Annotated in this window: 19 protein-coding genes; 12 read left to right on the plus strand and 7 right to left on the minus strand. The window is 35.5% G+C overall.

What is annotated here, in order from left to right; all coding sequences use genetic code 11:
• Positions 1-44 precede the first annotated feature (44 nt).
• Complete coding sequence (locus ACN0U3_RS02990) at positions 45-2,243, plus strand: peptidylprolyl isomerase (protein ID WP_417265080.1); 2,199 nt, start codon at positions 45-47, stop codon at positions 2,241-2,243.
• 292 nt (positions 2,244-2,535) lie between these two features.
• On the opposite strand, the gene ACN0U3_RS02995 is transcribed toward ACN0U3_RS02990, so the two are convergent.
• From ACN0U3_RS02995 to hemJ, 3 genes are read right to left on the minus strand one after another with little or no spacing between them, the layout of a single operon-like run.
• Positions 2,536-3,573 (minus strand): asparaginase, encoded by a 1,038-nt coding sequence (locus ACN0U3_RS02995; RefSeq protein ID WP_417265081.1) that lies wholly within the window; start codon positions 3,571-3,573, stop codon positions 2,536-2,538.
• 2 nt (positions 3,574-3,575) lie between these two features.
• Complete coding sequence (locus tag ACN0U3_RS03000; protein WP_417265082.1) at positions 3,576-4,352, minus strand: TatD family hydrolase; 777 nt, start codon at positions 4,350-4,352, stop codon at positions 3,576-3,578.
• A gap of 1 nt (position 4,353) precedes the next feature.
• Positions 4,354-4,887, minus strand: coding sequence for a protoporphyrinogen oxidase HemJ (hemJ, locus tag ACN0U3_RS03005; RefSeq protein ID WP_417265083.1), 534 nt, complete (start codon positions 4,885-4,887; stop codon positions 4,354-4,356).
• A 170-nt stretch (positions 4,888-5,057) separates the two neighbouring features.
• Here hemJ and ACN0U3_RS03010 point away from each other — a divergent pair, with 170 nt between their 5' ends.
• A complete protein-coding gene (locus ACN0U3_RS03010; RefSeq protein WP_299206430.1) occupies positions 5,058-5,576 on the plus strand; it encodes an acyl-CoA thioesterase in 519 nt (172 codons plus the stop codon).
• Positions 5,577-5,590: 14 nt separating this feature from the next.
• Here the strand turns inward: ACN0U3_RS03010 and ACN0U3_RS03015 are convergent, their stop codons facing one another.
• From ACN0U3_RS03015 to ACN0U3_RS03030, 4 genes are all read right to left on the minus strand, one after another.
• Positions 5,591-6,784, minus strand: coding sequence for a T9SS type A sorting domain-containing protein (locus ACN0U3_RS03015; RefSeq protein WP_417265084.1), 1,194 nt, complete (start codon positions 6,782-6,784; stop codon positions 5,591-5,593).
• Between the two features lie 89 nt (positions 6,785-6,873).
• Entirely contained in the window at positions 6,874-8,184 is a 1,311-nt protein-coding gene (locus tag ACN0U3_RS03020) for a hypothetical protein (protein ID WP_417265085.1), read from the minus strand.
• Between the two features lie 16 nt (positions 8,185-8,200).
• Complete coding sequence (locus ACN0U3_RS03025) at positions 8,201-10,129, minus strand: hypothetical protein (RefSeq protein ID WP_417265086.1); 1,929 nt, start codon at positions 10,127-10,129, stop codon at positions 8,201-8,203.
• Between the two features lie 51 nt (positions 10,130-10,180).
• The gene (locus tag ACN0U3_RS03030; RefSeq protein ID WP_417265087.1) at positions 10,181-10,861 is read right to left on the minus strand and encodes a hypothetical protein; all 681 of its coding nucleotides are present in this window, start codon (positions 10,859-10,861) and stop codon (positions 10,181-10,183) included.
• A gap of 539 nt (positions 10,862-11,400) precedes the next feature.
• Between ACN0U3_RS03030 and ACN0U3_RS03035 the strand changes: the two genes are divergently transcribed.
• From ACN0U3_RS03035 to ACN0U3_RS03080, 10 genes are all read left to right on the plus strand, one after another.
• Positions 11,401-12,387: an acyl transferase gene (locus tag ACN0U3_RS03035; RefSeq protein WP_417265088.1), complete on the plus strand. Its 987-nt coding sequence runs from the start codon at positions 11,401-11,403 to the stop codon at positions 12,385-12,387.
• 67 nt (positions 12,388-12,454) lie between these two features.
• On the plus strand, positions 12,455-12,988 hold the full coding sequence (locus ACN0U3_RS03040) for a hypothetical protein (RefSeq protein WP_299206440.1): 534 nt from the start codon (positions 12,455-12,457) through the stop codon (positions 12,986-12,988).
• Positions 12,989-13,129: 141 nt separating this feature from the next.
• Positions 13,130-13,714, plus strand: a complete 585-nt coding sequence (locus ACN0U3_RS03045) for a TetR/AcrR family transcriptional regulator (protein WP_417265089.1) — start codon at positions 13,130-13,132, stop codon at positions 13,712-13,714.
• Position 13,715: 1 nt separating this feature from the next.
• Positions 13,716-14,216 (plus strand): hypothetical protein, encoded by a 501-nt coding sequence (locus ACN0U3_RS03050; protein ID WP_417265090.1) that lies wholly within the window; start codon positions 13,716-13,718, stop codon positions 14,214-14,216.
• Between the two features lie 287 nt (positions 14,217-14,503).
• A complete protein-coding gene (locus ACN0U3_RS03055; protein WP_417265091.1) occupies positions 14,504-15,091 on the plus strand; it encodes a TetR/AcrR family transcriptional regulator in 588 nt (195 codons plus the stop codon).
• A 2-nt stretch (positions 15,092-15,093) separates the two neighbouring features.
• Entirely contained in the window at positions 15,094-15,654 is a 561-nt protein-coding gene (locus ACN0U3_RS03060) for a cytochrome b/b6 domain-containing protein (protein WP_417265092.1), read from the plus strand.
• Positions 15,655-15,682: 28 nt separating this feature from the next.
• Positions 15,683-17,008 carry a TolC family protein gene (locus tag ACN0U3_RS03065; protein WP_417265093.1) on the plus strand — a complete coding sequence of 442 codons (1,326 nt, stop codon included), beginning with the start codon at positions 15,683-15,685 and terminating at the stop codon, positions 17,006-17,008.
• Positions 17,009-17,024: 16 nt separating this feature from the next.
• The gene (locus ACN0U3_RS03070) at positions 17,025-18,074 is read left to right on the plus strand and encodes an efflux RND transporter periplasmic adaptor subunit (RefSeq protein ID WP_417265094.1); all 1,050 of its coding nucleotides are present in this window, start codon (positions 17,025-17,027) and stop codon (positions 18,072-18,074) included.
• Between the two features lie 77 nt (positions 18,075-18,151).
• Positions 18,152-21,241 (plus strand): efflux RND transporter permease subunit, encoded by a 3,090-nt coding sequence (locus tag ACN0U3_RS03075; protein WP_417265095.1) that lies wholly within the window; start codon positions 18,152-18,154, stop codon positions 21,239-21,241.
• A complete protein-coding gene (locus tag ACN0U3_RS03080) occupies positions 21,238-21,678 on the plus strand; it encodes a DUF2141 domain-containing protein (RefSeq protein WP_417265096.1) in 441 nt (146 codons plus the stop codon). Before ACN0U3_RS03075 ends, ACN0U3_RS03080 begins: the two co-directional genes overlap by 4 nt.
• The last annotated feature ends 10 nt before the right edge of the window (positions 21,679-21,688 follow it).

Genomic DNA, 21,688 nt, shown 5'->3' on the forward strand with positions numbered 1-21,688 from the left:
TGATACATAATATTATATTCGCAACCTTAAATTAAACTGAAGAAATGGCATTAATTGGAAAAATACGCGAGAAATCGTGGCTTTTGATTGCAGTAATAGGTATTGCAATGCTTGCATTTATTATAGGTGACTTAGGCTCCATGGGGGGAGGACCTCAAGAGGATGTCTATGGTATTGGAACCGTTAACGGTGAAAAGGTTGACGAACAAGAATACAATCTTTTCCTTAACAACGCGCGTAATAACATTATGCAAGATAAGCAACAGAAAAATCCTACAGTTCAACCAACATATACTGAAGCGGATGAGCAATCTGCTGTGCAACAAGCATGGAGTACTGCTGTGGTTGAGGGATTGATGGAGAAAGAATATGAGAAAATCGGATTGATTGTTGACGAGATAGAGATTGAAAACATTCTTTATGGCGAAAACGGTTATACTCCTTCAAGTATTTCAATGCAGTTTACTGATTCTGTTACCGGCGAATTTGCCCCAGATCAATTGAGGAATGCTTTAGAAGGTCTTTTAGATTCTAACGATCCAGACAACATTCAACAGTACAACGATATTATGGATTATATCCGTCAAGTACGTTTGAATGAGAAGTACAATACTCTTTTATCGGCTGGTGTTCATTCAACAACTTTAGAAGGTAAACACGAGTACAATGCAAAGAATACTGTAAAAACTGTTTCTTACGTTTTCCAAAACTTTACGCAAGTTCCAAACGACGCAATTTCGGAACCAACAGACGAAGAGGTTGAGAAATACTTCAATGAACACAAAAACGATAAAAAATACAATCAAAAAGCAAGTCGTAAGATTTCTTACTTTGCTCTTCCTATTGAACCAAGCTCTTCGGATACGCTTAATGCAATTGATTATTTATCGAAATTGAAACCTAAGTTTCAAGAAGCAAAAAATGATTCTTTATTTGTGTTGAGATTCAGTACGGTAAAAAGATTTGCGAATGACTCTACTTCAATGGCTCGTCCAGCTGGATCAGCGCAACAAGGACCAACTTATCCACTTTCAGTTGCCGCAGAGATGGAAGCCGCAAAAGTAGGTGATGTAGTAGGGCCATACATCGGACAAAATGGTGCTACAATTTCTAAAGTTTTAGGTTTTGGAGATGAAAAAACAGCAACTGTACGTCACATTTTGTTGAATGCAGGAACACCAGAAGAGTTTGATGCAGCACAAGCAAAAGCCGATAGTATCTTAAGAGTAATCAAAGCGAAGAAGAATTTTGAGGAAATGGTTGTTGAATTTAGTCAAGATCCAGGATCAAAGAACAATGGAGGTAAATATGAGAAGTTTGCACCAGGAACAATGGTTGCTCCTTTTAATGACTTTTCATTCAATAAACCAATCGGTTCTTTAGGTACGGTTAAAACAAGTTACGGTATTCATATCGTTGAAGTGTTAGATCGTGAAGCTACAAAACGACCTATTCTTGCCGAAGTTGTAAAAGCGGTTGAAGCCACAAAAACTACTGCAGATCAAGTAAACAGTATCGCATCAAATTACATTTACGATTTAGATGATATGTTCAGCGGTAAATCGCTTGAAGAAAAAGCAAATATCTTTGATACTTTCGTTGTTAACAATGGATACAATGTTCGTTTTGCAACGATTCAAGATGAGAACCCAAGTGTTGCAGGATTCAATGAAATTGCTGAAGGTAGATTATTGCGTTTAGCTTATGAAGACGGAGTTAAGGCTGGGGACATTAGTTCATCACCTATCCGTGACCAAAACCGTATTATTGTAGCCTTTGTTTCTGATATCGTAAAAGAAGGTGTTCCTACCTTAAACTTGGTGAAAGACCAAATGCGTGCAGAACTAAGAAAAGAAAAGCAAGCACAATACCTTATTGATAAAATGTTAGGTAACGATGATCTTCAAGCATTGGCTAAAGATTTAGGAGTGAAAGTAAACAATGAAGGACTTACTTTCTCTGCAAGTAACGTTGCTGTAGGACGTGAGCCTCAAATTATTGGAACTGCATTCTCTGGATTAGTAGATGGAGAAATGTCAGTACCTGTTAAAGGTTCGAACGGTGTGTTTGTTTTAAGAGTAGATCAAACAACACCAGCAGGAGAAACAACTGATTACTCAGCAGAAATTGAGCAGTTGAAGTCTCAGTACAGAACTACACTTCAGAGTCAACACCGTGCGTCTATTATCAAGTCAGCGGATGTAATTGACAACAGAAAACTAAGAAGATACGGAATTAGATAGTTCAGTTCTACCAAGTATTTATTGGAAGTCTATATAAGTAGAAGTTCCAAAAACTGTTTGAAAGAGATTCCTCGGCCTTTTTATTCTATGGAAGAATGAAAACGCCGAGGAATTTCTACTTTATTAAGGATAGACCTAATAATACATAAGAGAGATTATGTAGACACTTATTAAAATAAGGATAGAAACCATATCTCCAATTTAGAATACTAAAAAGCCGTCTTGAGAAATGAAGACGGCTTTTTTATGGGACCAAAAATAATTTGTTTTTATTGTAGTTCCGGTATTTTCTTTACAGCGTGTATTCTGTTAGTTCACCTACCAAAGAGGATTGCATTAGGCGATTGATGTCTTCCGTTTGGGTGTAATTCCCCAACAAGTACATAATCTTTGTTATTGCTGCTTCAGTGGTTAAATCTTCACCACTTAAAACACCTATTTCTTTTAGCATGGTGCTGTTGGCATACTTTCCTAAAGAAACGCTTCCTGAAGAACATTGCGTAATGTTGATCACAATTCCCCCAGCTTCGATATAATCCTTTATCATTTTAAAGAATTCGGTGTTGTTTGGTACGTTTCCAGCGCCAAAAGATTCAATCACCACCGCTTTTACCTTTTCTATGTCAAACATACTTTTGTAGACATGAGTAGAAAATCCAGGGAATATCTTCATTAAAGCTACCCTGTCATCCATTTTAAATTTATAATCTAATTCGGGAAGAGTTGTTTTATAAAATGCGGATGAATTGTATTTAATGTCAACACCAGCAACTGCCAATTCTAAATAATTTGGAGAAACAAAAGCTTCAAACGCGTGTGCTGAAACTTTAGAAGTTCTATTGCCTCGGTATAAAGAGTACTCAAAATAAATTGCAACTTCTTGAATTATGCTCTCATCGTTTTTGTCTTTTGATGCTGCAATTTCTATCGAGGTAATCAAATTTTCTTTACCATCTGTACGAATTGTACCGATAGGCAGTTGAGATCCGGTAAGAATAACGGGTTTTTTAATTCCTTGTAACATATAACTTAATGCACTCGCAGTAAAGGCCATTGTGTCTGAACCATGCAGAACAACAAATCCATCAAATAATTCATATTGATCAACAACTTGTTGTGCAATGTCTTGCCAAATCATCGGGTTCATGTCTGATGAGTCAATAGGCATTCCCATCGAAACGACTTTTAATTCTGCATTGATGCGTGAAAGTTCAGGGATTTGGTCGCTTAAATGATCAAAATCAAATGCCGTAAGTGCACCTGTTTCAGGATCCTCTATCATTCCAATGGTTCCACCTGTATAGATCAATAAAACTTTTGATTGCTTCATGATTATGCTTTTATATTAAATACGGTTAAAGCATTTTGCGTTGTAATTCTTCCTACTTCTTCTTCGCTTATGCCGTGAATGTCAGAAAGTTTTTTTGCAATATATGGAATATAAGCACTTTCATTTCTTTTCCCTCTAAATGGCGATGGAGCAAGATAAGGTGCGTCGGTTTCTAATACGATGTGTTTTAAATCAATGTTCTTTATCGCTCTATCGACACCACTATTTTTAAAGGTCACCACCCCGCCAATGCCCAGTTTAAAACCGCCATAATTCAATAGGCGTTGAGCTTGCTCTTCGTTGCCAGTAAAACAGTGGAACACACCGTAAAGGCGCTCGTCATTTTCTTGGTCAAGTACTTCAAATATTTCATCGAATGCCTCACGACAATGGATAACTATCGGAAGTCCTTCCTCTTTTGCCCAATTGATTTGCGCACGAAATGAAGCCGTTTGTTCGGCCTGTAAACTTTTGTCCCAATACAGATCAATGCCGATTTCTCCAATTGCGATATGGTGACCTTTTTTGTAATGTGTTTTTACCTCCTCAAATTGAGTTTTCCAATCTTTTTGAACGTCGCAAGGATGTATGCCCATCATGGAATAACAAACATCGGGATAGTCAAGCACCATTTGCTCCATTTTTTTGATGGAAGAAAGGTCAATATTTGGAAGAAATAATTTTCGCACACCATTGTCTAGAGCACGTTGAATCATAGCATCCCTATCTTCATCGAATTGATCAACATAAAGGTGTGCGTGAGTATCAATATATGTCATTTTACTTATTTCTGTAACGTTTGTAAATTTTTATTCCAATCATTAGTGCAACTGCTGTGGCAAAGAAACCGACTGTGCCATAGATCCAGTTTAAACTGTTTTTCATTATGACCAAAAAAACAATAGCGACCAAGGCAAGTGTAGCAACCTCATTCCACAATCTCAGTTGATTTGAACTCCATGAAAACTCATTTCGTTCGAGTTTTTTCATGAGTTTTTGACAAATAAAATGATAGGACAGCAAAAGCACAATGAAAGTTAATTTAATGTGCATCCAACCCACTTTTAAGAGTGCCGGGTTTTTGATTAACATCCACGTTCCAAAAACTACAGTTAAAATCATTGCTGGTGTGGTGATGATCCACCATAACTTGCGCTCCATGATTTTAAACTGAGCAGATAAAATGGTTCTTTCTTGCTCGTTTTTTTCTTGTGCTTCTGTATGGTAAATAAACAAACGTACGATGTAGAATAGTCCAGCAAACCAGCTGACCATAAAAATAATGTGTAATGCTTTTAATACGGTGTAACTCATAACAAGCAAAGTTAAAGGATTCTTTAATATTTTAGTGAATCAAGACAAGTTTAACCAAGAAATATAGATTGAATGGTCAATTCACAACATTTCACAATGAGATGAAAATATCTTTGCAAGAATTAGTCGTATGTCTTTTGCTTGTATTAGTTTTGTGAAAAATATTTCAAATGAAAGCAAAAACACCTTCAGAATCTAAAACGGTAACTACAAAAATAGTATTACCAAACGATACTAATCCACATGGGAATTTATTTGGAGGTGCGCTACTTGGATGGATGGATGTTACAGCTGCAATTTGTGCACAAAGACATAGCCGGAGAGTGGTGGTAACAGCATCTGTAAATAATGTTTCTTTTGGATCGGCAATTAAAGAGTCAGATGTGGTAACCGTAGAAGCCAGTATCTCTCGCGCTTTTAATAGTTCAATGGAGATTTTTATTGATGTTTATGTTGAAAACCAGGTTTCTGGTGAACGCATCAAACACAGTGAGGCTATTTATACTTTTGTGGCAGTAGATCAAAACGGTGGAGCGATAAGTGTTCCAGAGCTTATTCCAGAAACTGATGAGGAAAAAGAACGCTTTGCGGGTGCACTTCGTCGTAAGCAATTAAGTTTAATTCTTGCAGGAAAAATGAATCCCCAAGATGCAACTGAATTGAAAAAGTTGTTTCTTGGAGATGCATAATTTGAGATAACCCCTTATTGTTTAATAAATTTTATTGTAGAAGCTCCGTTTTGAGTATAAAAATGGATGTAATAAACTGCCGGTGAGAAATTACTCATGTCGATTTCTGATTGTATTTCTCCACTAAGAATTTCTTTTCCTGCTAAATCTACAATTCTGAAGTCACCTTCAATAGTTCCATCTATATGAAGTGTGTTCACTACAGGATTAGGGAATACAGTGAGTTGACCTAAGGCTTCTTGATCAGTAGCTACGCTACAACCCGATATACAATCTGTAACGCCAGGTGCAATTGTACCTGTATTTAGGTCGAAATATCCCATTCCAGTATTGTCACAGATGTCTAAAGTACCAAGCACAGAACCCGTGTTTGTACTGAGGTTACTCATGCAGAACACGCCAGAACCTTCCAGAATTGCCGTGTTAAGAAAATCGTTTGAAACTTGAACCATCCCATCGTTGGTTACTGTTGAACCAGAACCTGAATTGATGTTTGCGAAATCATTGCCTATATACAAATCTCTCCCCATAGTTAGGGTCAACTGGCCATCATTGTATGCATCATTGGTGATGTGCATGAATGAAGTTCCACTGAGTTCAAAGTCCGCATTGTTACCGAAGGCAAAGGCTTTTATATTTCCAGCACTTGAGGTGAAAGTTCCTCTATTGGCTAAAGAGTCGGCTAACACATACCCAGTATTTGTAAATGTCCCATCATTCAATAAATCACCTTCTTTAAGTGTGCCGTTATTGATAAATGTTCCTTGATTATAAGTGCTGTCTAAATCAATAGTACTTCCGTGATTGGTATATGTTGAGCCTGTTCCGACCCATAAAGCTGTATCTAGACTGATGATGTGATGGTTTGTAACTTCTGCTCCGCTGGTTACTGCAAAACTGGTCATTTCAGTGGTTCCATGGTTTACAAAATTAGAACCATTTCCATCAATTAGAATAGAAAAGCTTTGGGTGTCTTGTGTTAATCTTCCTCCCGAATTAACAGTGACCGAACCACCATTGTTAATGAGCCAGTCAGTAGTCATCACAATGTCGTGATTTACAATTACGTTGTCAAAAGTATTTGGAAAGCAAGAGCAATCCCAAACAAGTGGGTTGGTGGCTACTCCATTCGAGACAGAGGTAATGGTTTGCTGAGATAAGATTGAAAGGGGGAGTAGCCCCAAAAGTGTAAATAAGATAGTTTTCATATTAGCGTTTTTTAATGTACTGATAAAAGTATAATAAAAAAGTAATAAAAACTATAAATGGAGGAGCTAAGTGATTGGACTATATTTATTTACCAAAAGGATGGGAGGCTTGATTTTTTAGGAATAGTAGGATTGTTTAAGGTGAACTCTAATTGAACAAGCTCTTTTGAGACGCTTTTTATTTTTAGGTTTCCTTCTGCAATGTTGTGATTAGAATTAAGGTAAAGAATGTACGCACTAGAAGACGAAACATAATTGCTGGGTTTTGAAGCCGCCTTAATTGCTTTTTGATCAAGTTGAACATTGAGCGGTGGGAACAATGCAAGTTGAAGTTGTTTTTCATGTAGCTTAACATTTGGCATCTTCAAGAGTAAGTCCATTGACTTTTTCGGATCTTGGGTTTCCCAATAAAAACCGAGGTCAGGGAGGCTGTCAATTTTAACAATCTTTTTTTCTATTTGATTAAAATCATCATCAAACTCTGTGACGAATTCAATGGTTTTACGGGTTGTTTTACCACCTATTTGAAGAGAAGCTATGCCATTCCACAAGGCTAAAAAATCTTGGGTAGCTTGAGACTGATTTTTTAGAAATACAAGGCCTTTTTCCTTGAGATATGGATTCAAATTTTGATGAAACTTGTGTAAATCTATGTTTGTATATGCTACTATATTATCTTTCACCGACGAATAGGTAGGAAGAGTACTTTCTTTTGGTTGTAAAGGGTGCCCCGATTTAACTTTCCATTCAACGTTGAGGTGGTAGTGCTCATTGTATTCATAAGAAAACACTGCATAGTCATTGGAGTCTAATTGAGGTGTTCCAGTAGTGTTGATTACGCCAATCCCAGGGTTTTTTAATAACTCTTTAATCAAAGGACTAGCATTTGTGACTTTTTTTGGAGTTAAATTCCCCGCATTTTTGCCAAAGTTGACCTTGATGTACTTTTGGTGTTTTTCTATACTTACGCTTGCATTGGGGGAAGAATAAAAGAAAGGTACCTCAGCGGATTTTAGATCAAACATTTTGGTGAGCCTCTGAAAAGTTTTTTGGAACATTTCATGGTCGCGAATTTCAGCATAAAAAGAAAATGATTCGCTTTGAACAGGGTTAAACGTAACAAACACTTTGTTGATGTTCAGACCAGATTTAAGGAACTCATATTTCACCTGATTGTAAATAATTCTTTCTCCTAAATTTAGGTCAGAGACTTTACTATAGGTATCTAAATCTTGAAATACTTCAGAAAGATCGGCATGAAGAGCTATACCACTTTCTTCAATTTTATCTATCAGAAGAAACTGTTTTGGCTTTTTCTGTATGGTGAAGTAATCCATCAAAACCACAACTCCAAAAAGAAGAGAGAAGAATGCAATAGCGATTTTTATGTAAAACTTCATCTTGTCTAGGGCTTATTTATTTACCCATGTTATGGATTTCATTGAGTAGGTCAAACAGAAAATGAGCACCATTTTTATATTTTTCATTGGTCTTCATTTTCATGCTGAAGTTCATTTGGTCTTTACTTGATGAAGTCATTTCAAAATCTATCTTCGCTGTTTTGTCCTCAAAACGCGTCAGTAATTCGTCACCTCTTCCAAAGACATTAATAAGATCCTTATTGAGTTGTGTTAGGTCTAAGTGAGCATAAAACATTTTAGACTTCTTGGCTTTCTTGTAAATCGATTTATGAAAAGCTTTTTTTGAATATCCATCTAAATGATCGATCACTGTTTCTTCATCGTTGGTAATTAGAATGATGTCCTCGATTATTGCTATATAATAAGGGAAACCAATATTCATCGGGTCTTCGTGTATGGTGTAATAATTTCCATTATCAACAATTAAGTCCTCTTCAAACTTCATGATTGCATTGAAGTACTTTTTCAATAGATAAGCACGTTCGTTTGCTATTACGAAATTAACCATTGGAATATGCTCAATATAAGTAGTGTCTACTTCTGTATATTGAAAAGTTTCTTCGTCATAATCATAAGTAACTTTAGGCAATTCTACTTCTTTCAAACCTGCATATGAAAAAAGAATTTCTGGAGGATACACAGAGCTTATCGCCTCCATATTGATGAATTCATCAATGGTCGACCAAACTGCTCCTGCTAAAACATCTCTTCCATCGTCAGAAGCATCTAAAATAGGCAAGTATGTTTCTTTTAATTGCTCATACGCACCGAATGTATTTACATTGTAAACTCCAAAACCTTGTGCATTATCAGGAATATATTTTAATAGGTCTTTATTGAGTTTTCCAGATGCCGCTTTATTATACACTTTTCCGAGTTTTTCCGAGCTTTTTAATTTCCAATCAATTTGAATCCCTTCAGTATTGAAGTTGAGGAAGGCAAATTGTCTAAGCTCATCAAATTCTGGAATCAATATTCTTCTAAAAGGCATGAATTCAAAACCATTCGTGGTTTCTGGATTTAAGAAAGGATTCAAAAATATTTTAGCGTCTGAAACTTGTGAACTTACATCCTTAAAGATAGGATCATTCGCAAGTAGGTTATTCTTAGGGTTTTTTAAAAATGTCAGGTGCTCATTAATGACTAACTCTTCTTCGCTTGTTTTGATTGAATCTAAAACTTCGCGAAGTCTTTCTTTTAACTCTTCTTGATACTTTAGATCTTCTTCATCAACAATGTAGGCGTCTTCTTCATAATTGTAATCTTCTTCTTCAAAGTAATCTTCTTCAATGCTTTCAGTCTCCTCAGCATCAACTGCATCCTCAATTTCATAAACTTCTTCTTCATAGTAGATTTCCTCATCATAGTATTCCTCATCTTCAAAGTCGATAAAATCATAACCATAAATAAAATAATAATCTTCCGGTAGTTCCCAGCCTTTTTCAGTGTAGAGGTCTTCTGTTAAAGAAGAAAAATAATAATTCTTCCAATCCAATTGAGTAATGACACATGTATTTCCGACCATTGAAATGATTAAGTCCTCTTTTATCAAAAGCTTTTCCTTTTTCAAAGTCAACTGATCAAAATCATCAAAGGTTTGAATGAATTTATTCATGTCTTTTATTGGGATAATGACCGTTGTGTTGGAATGATTGTCCTTTTCAGCAAGGTAAGCGATAAGTTTAGAATTAAAGTCAACACCTAAATCTGAAAGTTGAATGTCATTTTCTGGAGTATTGTTCAATTCACTCAAGATGCTTTTCGTAACTTCCAACTTGTCGATTTCTTCAAGAGAAATAGATTTGACAACCTTTCCTAGGTCTACCTCCATTACGAAATAAACTGAGTCGGGAACATATTGAATTTGGGCATTTGAAATACCCAGGCTAAATGTAAAAAGCAGCAGTGATAATATTCTTTTCATTGTATTGAATTTGAGAGCGAAATTAATTAATAGTAATCGTTTATCGATTAGTTAATGAACAGTTTTTATTGAATAATCTATTTTTTGTGGATTGTTAACGATTTCAAGTGGTGAAAGTTGAAGCATAACTGCTTTTTTACTCTTTGAAATGCGGGCGTTTGTAGAACTCACTTCAGAAACTTCTTGGTCAAATCGTTGTATAAAAATACATTTCCCTTCTTTGAGGCGTGAAAAATCCTCGTCCGATTTGACTTCTTTCTTCCATTTTTCAGGAATAAAAGCGCCCAGTTCCCTTTGGTAAACTCCATTGACATAACTTAACTTTAGTTGGTTCACTTCTTCTGAAGTTTCGTGTTGATTAATGTCTTTACTTAAATCAATCAACCCAGCTTTTAAATGCGCTAAAGAGGCAAAGTTTAAATCGAGCTTGATGATCCAATTCTCCGTGTTTAAAGAGCCTTCAGCATATGAAATCCCTTCTTTTGAGTTAAGCATAGAAATGTATTCTTGCATTTTAGTTTTCAATTCTTGACGAGAAGGAACTTTTTTTCCATCAATGGTGTCCATGGCCATGATTGAGTTTATTCTTGTTGTACTCGAGCTGAGGTTTAATGTCAGTTTATAGGATCCACTCCCATCTGCATGAAGCGTTGTGTCTTCAATTAATTCAAAACAAGACGAGAGACTCATCGTCAGAACAATCAACAGTAGATATTTTGATAATTTAATCATATGAAATATAAATGTACAAATTCTATAGTTATAATTCACTATGCTATTTTTCTGCTTTTTGATTTCATCACGATTTTAAAATACAAAGGCTACGGTTTTTATGTTGAGGGATATTTACGTGACAATTTTGAAAGTTTTGACTTATTCGACTTAAAATTAGATAAATATACACTGATAAAATTATTCAATATTGGAAAGCTAAATGAGAAATTATGAGGTGTTTGTCTGTTTCGTTTTTGGTTTAGTCTTATGAATTAACGATTAAATTTGTAATAAATTCGATAAGTAGACCAAAATGTCCGATGAACACACCTCCTTTTAAATTGAATTTTTGAATTCAATTTTTTCTTGTCATCCTACCCATTTTAAATTTCTTTTAAAAATCATTTCTGTTCCCTAAAAAAGTTGTATCTTTGCTGAAGTAGTAGTAGGTTAGGTTGATTAGTGTGATAAGAGCTTAGAACGCCAGTTCTAGGCTCTTATTCTTTTTAAGAACAATCTGTTTGTGTATTTTTGAACCCAGATTTAAAATAAACGCAGTGCTGCAAAGTAATCCAACAATAAACTCCATTTTTGATATCAAATCAGAAGCTGACTTTAACCGGGCAGCATTAAATGTTTTCGAATATCAATATAAAAACCTTCCTATTTATCGAAGTTTTTGTGATGCTTTAGGACGAACACAACCTAAACATTATACAGAAATACCCTTTCTTCCTATATCGTTTTTTAAAACTCATAAAATTTTATCAGAAGAATTTTTAGGAGAAGACTTATTGTTATTTAAAAGCTCGGGAACAACGATAGGAACACGAAGTCAACATTTTGTGGCCTTTCCAGAAATCTATGAGCGTTCATTTCTTCATACCTTTAAGGAGCAAATGTCGGACCCTAAAGATTCAATTATTATGGCTTTATTGCCCAATTATGTGCAACAAGGAGAATCGTCTTTGGTCTACATGGTCGATCAGCTCATAAAAGAATCGAACCATCCATTGTCTGGTTTTTATTTGTCGGATCCAGATTCACTTATTCAGGCCATTGCAAAAGCCAAGCAAGAAGAAAAACAAATTATTTTGTTTGGAGTGTCTTATGCATTGTTGGATTTTGCAGAAAAGAAGGTCGATCTTTCTGGAGCTAAAATTCTTGAAACTGGCGGAATGAAGGGGAGGCGCAAGGAAATGATTAAAGAAGAACTTCATCAAATTTTAAAGGAAGGACTAAATGTCTCAGAAATCTATTCAGAATATGGAATGACAGAATTGTTGTCCCAAGCCTACACAGATGGAAGTGAGTATTTTAAAATGCCACAATGGATGAGGATTTTAATACGTGATGTTAATGATCCTTTTCACTTATTGCCCGATGGAAGAACGGGTGGAGTTAATATTATTGACCTTGCAAATTATTACAGTTGCTCTTTTATCGCTACCGATGATCTGGGCGTAAAAGATGTTAATAAATTTAAAATACTCGGTAGATTCGACCAAAGTGACATGAGGGGATGTAATTTATTGGTCAATTAGTTGTTTTGGAACATAATTTGTTCTTATTTTCGTACTCTTTAAACGAATAAATTAAAATACACTTATAATGAAAGTTTTAATCGCATTATTTACAATCGTTTTACTTGGAAGCTGTGCCACAAAAGTGCCATATACTACCAAAATTAAAGCTGATTTTGACTTGTCAGAAGATAAAATGAAGAAAGTTCAATTTTATACTTCAGAGACAATTATATTAGAGCGTAGTGACAAACAACAATCAGTGGCTACAACTGGAAGTTCAGGAGAATTAGTTACTTCCGAGCGATCAACTTCTGAACGTATTGTTATTCCTGCAAATAGACCTTGTGTTTTTGAGCAAATGGAAGAAGATGGAACAGTTCAAATTCGATTTGAATTAGGTGGCGGACGTGTTCTGAGATTTGCAGAACGTCAAAACATTGCCAATGGTAGGTTCTATCTTGTTGCTCAGTGGGCGAATGGAAAAGGAGAGTTGGATTACGGAGGTTCGGTTTATTACGCCGTACGTGGAAGTGCCTCGGCATACCTTATGGTAAAACTTAAAAACTGGAAGAAAAACCAACGTAAGGATAGAGTTGTTAAAGGAATGAAAGTGAAATAAACAATCTTTATTATACATTGAAAGCGGGTGAACATTGTTGTTCATCCGTTTTTTTTTGGCTTCAAATTTTCGTTTCTTTCTTGTTACGAATGATTTGTCAATAATTTTTTACTACCTTTGTGAGTGACCATTCACAAACAAATGAATATTACAGAAAGACAATTTGAAATTATCACAGCAGCGGGAAAGATTTTAACCCGTTCAGGCATCCATGGATTAACGATAAAAAATCTAGCCAAAGAAATGAAATTCTCTGAAAGTGCTGTTTATCGTCACTTTTCTAGTAAAGAAGAAATTATTGTTGGTATGCTGAATTACTTGGCTGAGAATATGGAACAAAGATTCAAAGTAGCTGCTAATGAAAACAATTCGCCTGAAGACAATTTTAAAGCGCTGTTTGAAAGCCAACTAAGTTTTTTCAATCAGTATCCACATTTTTCAGTTGCAGTGTTTTCTGATGGTCAGTTTGAAGAGAGTAAGAAGATTAACCAATCAATTGCTAAAATCATGCAAGTGAAAATGAAGTACCTCATGCCTGTTGTGTTACAGGGGCAAAAAGAAGGTGATTTCACACAATCTGTCACCACTGAAGATCTAATTCATGTAGTGATGGGGTCGATAAGGTTGTTGATGTATAAATGGCGAAGTTCTAATTTTGAATTTGATATCATCAGATATGGTAAGAACATGATTGAAACTAATTTAACTTTAATAAAAAACAAATAGTATGAAACACGTAATTTTAACACTAGGTATTTTTAGTCTTGGCTTTTTAACAAGCTGTGACAATACAACAGAAACCTCAGAAGCTGAAGAGGTTCAAACGGAGCAAGTTGAAAAAACTGAAGGTGAAGAACATCCTGAGGCTGAAGATCATGCTCATTCACATGATGATGGCGAAGCAATTGCACTCAACAACGGTGAGAAATGGCTTGTCAATGAAGAGATGAAGCCCTTTGTACACGAAGGTGAAACTTTCGTTAAGGCCTATGTAGAAAGTGGAGATGAAGATTATTTAAGTTTAGCTGAAAATGTAGCAGAACAAAATAATCAGCTTATTTCTAGTTGTACTATGCAAGGTGTTAGTCATGATGAACTACACAAATGGTTACATCCACATTTAGAGTTGACAAATGCTTTAAGCGAGGCGAAAAATGTGGAGGAGGCAAACCACATTGTTGAAGAGCTAGAAGCGTCTTATGCAATGTACCATGAGTACTTTCAATAAGTACAGTTTAATTACTGTAGAGCAACTTTAATTATTACCAATCCTAAGTTATAAACTTTATTCGAAGTGCATTTAATTGTGCTTCGGGTAAAGTTTTTTTGTTTAGTGTAGTTATCAGCTTATAACTGAAGAGAGAGGGATGTGATGCATCACTTCATTTTTTAGATTCTGTACAAGCGCATTCCATATTAAGTAATATCTTTTTTTGTAAAATATTTGCTAATTAAAACATTTGCGTTACATTTGTGAGTGAATACTAACTAACAGCGTTTTAATAATTGACTAATATGGAGTTTACAGCAAGACAGATTGAAATTATGGAAGCGGCAACGCAACGTATTGATAAGCATGGGATTCAGAACCTAACGATCAAGACCTTAGCTGCGGATATTAATTTGTCAGAGCCAGCACTTTACCGACATTTTGCTGGGAAAAATGAAATTCTTTTGGGTTTATTGGTCTATTTTAAAAATGAAATGGAAGAAAGAATCAGTCAACTATCTTTTGAAAAAGATGAAAAGGCTGGGGATCGTTTGAGAAAGATATTTAATTCACAGTTGGTTACTTTTGAACAAAAACCAGCAATTGTTAGTGTGATTTTTGCTGAAAGTATATTCCATTTTGATAATTCTTTGAGTAATAAAGTGTCAGAAATTATTGACTCCATGCATAAAGTGGTTCACGAAAACATCAAAACAGGACAAAGCAAAAATCAATACAGCACATTGATAAAGCCTGGAACAATGACCACAATTATTACAGGTGGAATGAGAATGGCAGTAATGAAATGGAAGCTTTCTGGAAATAAATCGAGTGTTGAAAAAGATGGAATGAAAGTCCTCAATGGAATTTTAAAAATGATTGAAAAAAAATAGGTATGGAATCAAAACAAAAATTCACTCCACTCCACAGGTTTTTACACTGGACAATTGCTGTAGCGATGACTATGCTACTTATCACTGGCTTTCTACGGTTGTTCTGGATGAATAAACACCACATGGCTTCTATTATTGGTAGTAAAACTCAAGTGCTCGGAGAAGAGGAAATGATTGTTATTGCTAAAGCAATCCGTGAACCAATGTGGGAGTGGCACATCATTTTTGCCTATGTAATGATTTTTGCTTTTCTAGTACGTATTATTTATATGGTATTTAAAGGAATTAAATTTCCCAACCCATTCAATAAAAATTTGTCTGTAAAAGAGCGATTACAAGGAAGTACTTATGTGTTCTTTTATGTTTTTGCTTTTATTTCTATTGTTACTGGAGTCTCCTTAAAACAAGGTTTCTTCCCTGAGTTAAAAGATCCCATTGAAACAGTTCATAAACTCGGAATATATTGGTTTCCACTATTTATTTTGCTTCATTTTGTAGGGATAGTAATAGCAGAATACACCAATAAAAAAGGAATTTCTTCTGAAATGATCAGTGGAAAATAATACTGTATAAACTAAAAAAATTTGCACAATGAAGTTAGTTAGCGCTCACAAGCTTTTGTTTTCAATGCTCTTTGTTTTGAATTTAAGTTTTCTTCAAGCACAAGAAGTGTGGACCTTAGAACAGTGTATTGATTCAGCAGAAGTGCACAACAAGCGATTAAGAATTAACGCTTTGGAGATGGAGTCGAGCCTCCAGCAAGAAAATGTTGTGAAAGGATATCGAATGCCAAAATTAAATCTGAATGCAGATTATAAATACTTTACCGATTTGCCTTATCAACTAATGCCAATGAGTGTTTTTGGTGGTCCCGATGGTCAATTCAAAGAGGCTCAGTTTGGTGTTCCCCATCATTTAAATGCTGATTTAACATTGGCTATTCCGATTTATAATCCAGAATTATATGGAAACATTAAAACCACGAAGGCAGCGACAGAACTCACACGCATTCAAAACCTGAAGTCAAAAGAAGAAGTGTTTTTTGAAGTTTCATCGGTGTACTATAACGCTCAAATTATTGCCCGAAGTTTAGACTTTATTGATTCCAATATTGTTAATGCGAAACAATTGCTCAAGAATGTTGAATTACTTCAAACACAGGAGTTATTAACTGGGACAGATGTGAAAAGGGCGCGATTAAAACTGCTTCAACTGGAAAAAGAACGAGAAACAAGTTCTGTGAAGTACGAACGTGTATTGAATGTGCTCAAGTTTTTAATGGGCAGACCTTTATCAGAAAGTATTGATATCGACCAATCAATTGCTTTTAAAAAGATTGAAAATTATGAAGCTACGAGTTCGCTTTCAGTTCAACTAGCAGAGGCAAGGGCAGAATTATTATATACCCAAATCAACACCTTAAACAAATCACGTTACTTACCTTCTTTAAATGCTTTTGCAACTTATGGAACAACAGGATACGGCTACGATCAAGAACCGAATCGATTTCTTAATTTTTATCCCAAAGGTTTAGCAGGAATTCAACTTTCTATGCCACTCTTTAATGGGATGGTCACCAAACGAAAAATTCAGCACAAACAATTAGAGATTGACGCTACTTCAATACAATTGGAATTGATGCAAGATCAGGCTGAAGTCAATATTGAAAATGCCATAAAGGAAAAGAACAATGCAAATACTGCTATGGAAATGGTAGAAGAGCAGTTGAAATTAGCAGAGTCTATTTATGATCAAACGATTCTGCAACACCGTGAAGGACTAGTTTCTTTAACCGATGTTATCATGGCAGAAAACGAAGTAAACAAAGCTCAAATGGAATATTTAGCGACTATAATAGAATACCTTAAAGCAGATTTAAAGTTGAAAAAAGAGTCTGGAAACTTATTGATTAAATAACACGAATAAAGAAATCATGAAAAATATAATTACGATTGTTGTACTTGTCGGGCTTATCGGGTTAACCGTATTTCAGCTGACGAAAAATAAAGCAAAAACAGAAGCTATTGTTTTTCATTACGATAAAAATAAAACCATTAAAGTTGAAGCAATTACTGCAGAAGTTTCTAATATGGATACCCGCCAAACCATTGATGGGAACTTTATGGCGAATCGTGAAGTGAAATTAAACGCAGATATTCAAGGAAAGATTGATGCAGTTAGAGTTGACTTAGGAAGTGAAGTGAAAAAAGGACAAATCCTCATTGAATTGGATAATTCTCTTTTGAAATTACAATTAGAGAGTGTGAAAATTCAAGTTCAAGACTTAGAAAAGGATTTTGAACGCTACACAATTTTGACCGAAGCAGATGCGATACAAAAAGCGAAATTGGATAAAATTCAATTGCAATTGCAGTCTGCGATAATTCAGCGAAGAACCATTGAGGAACAGATTAATAAAACAACAATTCGTGCACCATTTGACGGGACAATCACTCAGAAGTTTGTAGAAATTGGAGCTTTTGCTGCACCTGGAGTTCCATTGCTTCAGCTAAGTCAAATGAATATTTTACGTTTTACAGCTTATGTTGCAGAAGGTGAAGTGAATCAGTTGGGTTTAAATGATGAGGTGATTTTAAAAGCCGATCAATATCCACATGTCGATTTCACAGGGAAAGTTGTTGCTATTGGAAGTAAAGCCAATCCTGCAGCGCGTTATCCTGTAGAAATTGAAGTTAAAAACGAAAAAGAAACTCCAATTCGAGCAGGAATGTTCGGACAAGTAGTTCTAGAGAAGAAAACTGAAAAAAGTGGAATTGTGCTGCCACTTTCTGTAATTCAAGGTCAACTCGATGATGCAAAAGTTTATGTCGTAAAAAACAACAAAGCTGTTCTGGTTCCTGTACAAATACTATCCACTGAAGGGGCCTCTGTTTTAGTAGGAGAAGGACTTTCGGCAGGAGACAAAATCGTGAGTAGAGGATTTGTGAATTTGTTCGACGGAATAAATGTGAATTACGAATAGTTCAATTACGAATTACGAATTCAAGATGTACTTCGCCAATTCGTAATTCGTAATTCATAATTTTTAATTGAAAAAAGATGAATATTACAGAAATTTCCATAAAACGACCTTCGCTCATCATTGTTATGTTTGGTGTTTTTACCCTTTTGGGATGGATAGGCTTTAAAAACTTGAGCTATGAGTTAATGCCTGATTTTAATCAACCTGTTGTGGTGATTAAAACTGGATATCCAGGAGCAGATCCTGAAGAAGTTGAAACATCAGTCAGTGAGAAAATCGAAGATGCACTTTCAAATCTTGAAGGTATAGATTACTTAGTTACGAAGTCTTTGCCCAATGCATCGGTAATCATCGTCAACCTAAAATATGGTGTTAATCTTGACAATACCATGCAGGATGCGCAGCGGTATATTGATAACATTCGAAAAGATTTACCCGCCGATATTTTAAGTCCTGAAATGAGTAAAGTTTCTCCAAATGACTTACCGATTATGTCGATCAGTGCAACGAGTGATATGCCGGCTACTGAGTTTTATCAAAAAATGAAAAATGATTTTCTCCCTCAGATTCAACAAATTCAAGGAGTGGCAGAGCTGACATTACTAGGAGGAAGAGAACGAGAAGTTCAAGTGAATATTCAACCTCATTTATTGAAGCAACATAAAGTTTCAATTCTTCAAGTTGTCCAAGCAATTAATCAATCCGGTGTAGATATTCCAGCAGGAAACATTCGAACTGAAGAATTTGATAACACACTGCGGTTAAAAGGAAAGTTTAACACACTTGAAGAAATAGAAAATGTTCAAGTGGCTATGCCGATGCCTGGAAATCCGATTTATGTAAAAGATATTGCCAAAGTAGAAGATAAAACGGTTGAAATTACTTCTGTGAGTCGCTACAACGGAAAAGAAGGAATAGGAATTCTATTGAAAAAACAAGGAGATGCCAATGCCGTGGATGTATCGCGAAATGTGCGAGAACGATTCGATAAAATTGCAGCAACTTATGACGAAGAAAATGTCCAATTCGTTATTGCAGATGACAGTACAGATAACACAATTGAAGCGGTGAATTCAGTTGTATTTGACTTAATATTGGCAGTAATTCTAGTGTCTTTAGTGATGCTTTTATTCCTTCGAAGCTTTAGAAATTCACTCATTGTTTTAATTGCCATTCCAACGTCTTTGGTAACTGCTTTTGCCATGATGTGGATTTTAGGATATACATTAAATCTCATGACTTTATTAGCCATGTCTCTAATTATTGGAGTTTTGGTGGATGATGCTACAGTCGTTTTAGAAAATATTCAAGTTCATCTTGATCGTGGAAAAGAAAAACGCAAAGCAGCAATGGATGGACGAATGGAAATTGGGTTTTCCGCTTTATCAATTACACTTGTGGATATCGTGGTTTTCGTTCCAATTCTCTTCCTTCAAGTTTTCGTTGCAGATATGTTAAAACAATTTTCTGTTGTGATTATCACCTCCACTTTAACGAGTTTATTGGTCGGGTTTACATTGACACCTTGGCTGGCTTCGAGAGTTGGAAAGAAAGAGGATTTACAAGCGACCAATTTCTTCAATAAATTCTTATTGTGGTTTGAAGTTCAGCTGGATAGATTACAAGAAATGTACGGCCGTCAATTGAAATGGGTACTTAACCATAAATTGATATTTGTAGGATTTGTGCTGGCTTTATTTGCATTAACGGGTGTAATAATGAAACAAGGAATTATCGGAAAAGAGTTAATTGCCACAGGAGATCAAGGAAAGTTTTTACTGGGCTTAGAATTTGATAAAAACACCTCCATCCATGCCAACAATAACGTTTCTGCGGAAATAGAAGATTTTATATTGCAACAAGATGCCGTTGAAAGTTTATTCAGTAACGTGGGAGGTCCAAGCACAGGAATCGGAAGCCTTGGTGTAGGATCCGCTTACCGAACAGAAATGACCATTCAACTCAACGATAAGAAAGGAGATGTTTCCACAGAGTCTTATATGCGCCAATTGAGAACAGAATTAGAAGATCGTTTTACTGGAATCAAATATTCAATTATTGCTATGGGATTAGTTCCCAGAACAGCACCTATTGAAATTACCTTAAGTGGAGCTGATTTAGATTTGGTAATGGAAACTGCAGATCATTTGCATGGAGTCTTGGAGAACATTCCAGGAACAGATAATATTTTGCTTTCAGTTGAAGAAGGAAGTCCTGAATACCGTGTGATACCCGACAAAAACTTAATGCAACGCTTCGGATTGACCACGGCTTATGTTGGAATGAGTTTGCGTACCTCTTTCAATGGAAACGATGACGCCTCTATTACTGAAGACGGAAATGAATATCCTGTGCGTGTTCAACTGGCCAGTTTTAATCGTGAAAATGCAAAAGATGTTTCGAATTTACCGATTATTAATCCGAAAGGAATGCCAATAGAGGTAAAGCAATTTGCCAAAGTAGAAAAGAACAGTTCACCTTCTTTATTGGAACGAAAAGACAGACAACCAGCGGTTACAATTACAGCAAATGCATTGGGGAAACCTTCTGGAACTGTAGCTGATGAGGTTGTAGCTTATGTCAAAGAGCATCCCTTACCAGCAGGAATTGAAATGACATGGGGAAGTGATGTGAAAAGACAAAATGATAGTTTTGGAGCTTTAGCGAATGTATTGCTGATCTCTTTTCTGTTAATCTACCTCATTCTTGTTGCACTATACGACAGTTATGTTTATCCATTTGTGGTTTTATTCTCCATTCCAGTGGCATTAATCGGCGCTTTCTTGGCACTGAACTTATCTCTGAGTCACCTGAGTTTATTTGCCTTACTAGGACTAATTATGTTGATGGGACTCGTGACGAAAAACGGAATTTTAATCGTCGATTTTGCCAACCAGATAAAAGCCACTGGAAAAGATTACAAAACAGCTTTGATTGAATCTGGAAAAGGACGGTTAAGACCGATTCTAATGACCACATTATCAATGGTTATTGGGATGCTGCCTATTGCATTAGCAACTGGTTCAGGAAGTGAATGGAAAAATGGTTTAGCTTGGGTTATTATTGGTGGACTATTGTCATCATTGATTTTAACAGTGTATTTAGTTCCTGTAGTTTACGCTTTTGTTGACGGAGTGAAATTGAGGTTTCAAAAAGAAAAGAAATGAGAGAAATACTAACTATCGTAATGTTTTCAGTGCTTTCGTTTTCTGTATTGAGTCAGAATAATGACTATTACGATTTAAAAGTGATTGTCAAAGAGCTTAGAAATAACACTGGAATCGTTCAGTTTTCACTGTACAATGAAAAAGGAAGTATTCCCGATGAAAAATTCGAGAAGCTATATAAATCTGGAAAAGTCAAGATTAAGAATAAAACTGCAGAGTTTACTTTTCGCGTGTTAAAAGGAGGAACTTATGCTGTAAACATTCTACATGATGAAAATTCTAACGGCGTAATAGACAAGGGGTGGGTTTTACCGGTTGAAGGAGTAGGGTTTTCAAATTATAAAAGTATAGGTTTAACGAATCGACCCAATTTTGAAAAAGCATCTTTTCTTTTAAATAAAGATAAAGAAATTGAAGTAAAGGTGATTTATATGTAAGTTTAATGAT

The organism is Brumimicrobium sp. (assembly GCF_048268645.1).
Classification (GTDB): Bacteria; Bacteroidota; Bacteroidia; order Flavobacteriales_D; family Crocinitomicaceae; genus Brumimicrobium; species Brumimicrobium ulvae.